At 28.7% G+C, this 1,880-nt stretch carries 1 protein-coding gene and 5 tRNA genes; 1 reads left to right on the plus strand and 5 read right to left on the minus strand.

The window, feature by feature from the left end; translation table 4 throughout:
- Positions 1 to 430 precede the first annotated feature (430 nt).
- Complete coding sequence (locus T380_RS0103680) at positions 431 to 1,201, plus strand: hypothetical protein (RefSeq protein ID WP_027334516.1); 771 nt, start codon at positions 431 to 433, stop codon at positions 1,199 to 1,201.
- Positions 1,202 to 1,268: 67 nt separating this feature from the next.
- Here the strand turns inward: T380_RS0103680 and T380_RS0103685 are convergent.
- The 5 genes from T380_RS0103685 to T380_RS0103705 all read right to left on the minus strand — a co-directional run bounded on the left by T380_RS0103685 (position 1,269) and on the right by T380_RS0103705 (position 1,697).
- Positions 1,269 to 1,353: transfer RNA gene (locus T380_RS0103685), tRNA-Leu, on the minus strand.
- Positions 1,354 to 1,385: 32 nt separating this feature from the next.
- Positions 1,386 to 1,461 (minus strand) — tRNA-Thr (locus tag T380_RS0103690).
- 1 nt (position 1,462) lies between these two features.
- Positions 1,463 to 1,538: transfer RNA gene (locus T380_RS0103695), tRNA-Val, on the minus strand.
- Positions 1,539 to 1,541: 3 nt separating this feature from the next.
- Positions 1,542 to 1,617, minus strand: a tRNA-Glu gene (locus T380_RS0103700).
- A 5-nt stretch (positions 1,618 to 1,622) separates the two neighbouring features.
- Positions 1,623 to 1,697: transfer RNA gene (locus T380_RS0103705), tRNA-Asn, on the minus strand.
- Between the last annotated feature and the right edge of the window lie 183 nt (positions 1,698 to 1,880).

Genomic DNA, 1,880 nt, shown 5'->3' on the forward strand with positions numbered 1-1,880 from the left:
TAAAAGATTCAACATTTAAAATAGCAATTATAGATGTTTCCAAAAACGGAAATAACGCAACCGTTAGTTATGAAATAAGTAAGGGTAATAAAAAATATCAAAGACTAAAGAATTTATTGGCTTTGCAACTAATGTTGATTGAACAAAAGCTCAAGAAGATGTTTTATTAAAAAGTGGGTTAGCACCAGCCAATATATCTATTAATGATCTATCGATTGAACATTTTGAATTAAAAATTCAAAATAATGAATTTTCTGGAAAATTATTAAATGTTGTTAAAGACAAAGATAATGTTTATATATCTTATGGATTACAAAAAGGTAAAATAACTACAAAAAAAGAAAAGACATTAAAAAATGAATTCAAAAGTGATTATGAAATAAATTGAGAAGCAAATCGTTGAAATGTTAACTTTAAATACAAAAATAACATGGAAATTAGAGATTTAATATATGCTAATGTTAGCGAAAATCCGTCTGATTATATAGTAGAATATAGCCTACCAAATGAATTTAAAGCGCATATTTATAAAATTATTAAAGATAAAGGGAATAATTCTGTAAAAATTTTATTTTATTTATCAAAAGATAGTACCGCTAAGACATCTTGTATATTTGAAACACCAAATTTAGTATTACCAATATTGTCTAATGATAAAGATTGGGGTCAATACAATATTGAATTAGATAAATATAGTGATATTTCTTTAATTATGCCCTCAGAAATAAATAAGTATAGAATGCTAAAAGTTTTAGACAAACAAAATAATATAGTGTCTGATGTATATGCCACCATTTTAGAACTTAATCCCGATGATGAAAAAGGTATATTAAGATTCAAATATTATTTAAGATCTTGAAATAATAAAATAAATAAATTCATAAGAAGCGAAGTTTTTGAAACATCGCAAGAAGGTATGGGTAAAAAAGAAAACAAAGAATTAATAGAAATATTAAAACATTTAAATATTCAACCAAAGGAATCTGTAAGAAATAAGGTGGCAGGTATAAATGCAAAACCTGAAGATTTAGAATACAAATATAATGGTAAACAAGCTTTGGATCCAAGTATTAAAATTTCATTATTGGAAGTAAGTGGTGATGAAAATAGTGATCAAGTTAGCGTAAAAGTAAAAGTAGAATTAAATGATAAATTTGTTATTTATATATTTAAAAATATATCTGGTTTTATAATGATATAAATTTATAAAAATATAATAATAAAAAGCAATGAATTTCATTGCTTTTTACTTAGACAATCATGTGATATGGTGCGCGAGAAGGGACTTGAACCCTTATGCCGTAAAGCACTAGAGCCTAAATCTAGCGTGTCTGCCAATTTCACCACTCACGCGTATTGGCACAAGACTACTTGTATCTTATATATGGTGCCGTCTATAGGAATCGAACCTACGACCTACTGATTACAAGTCAGTTGCTCTACCTGCTGAGCTAAGACGGCATGGTGGAAGATGAGGGGCTCGAACCCACGACATCCGCCTTGTAAGGGCGACGCTCTCCCGACTGAGCTAATCTTCCAAATGGTAGCCTGTACGGGAATCGAACCCGTGCGTGCATGGATGAAAACCATGTGTGTTAACCGCTTCACCAACAGGCCATAAATGGCGCCAATTACAAGGATCGAACTTGTGACCAACTGGTTAACAGCCAGCTGCTCTACCGCTGAGCTAAATTGGCAATTGCAAATTTATAAGCCTATTTATTATATATAATTTTTATAATTTTTTTATATAAAAAAACCTTATTTTTGATAAATCATCAAAATATTTATAATTTATATAGGTATATAGATAAATCTATATATTTTGAAAGGAAATTATGAAAGTGAAAAAAATTAATTTTTTAATTGGTTTGCCTTTA

Source organism: Mycoplasma elephantis ATCC 51980 (assembly GCF_000687815.1).
GTDB lineage: Bacteria > Bacillota_I > Bacilli_A > Mycoplasmatales > Metamycoplasmataceae > Mycoplasma_H > Mycoplasma_H elephantis.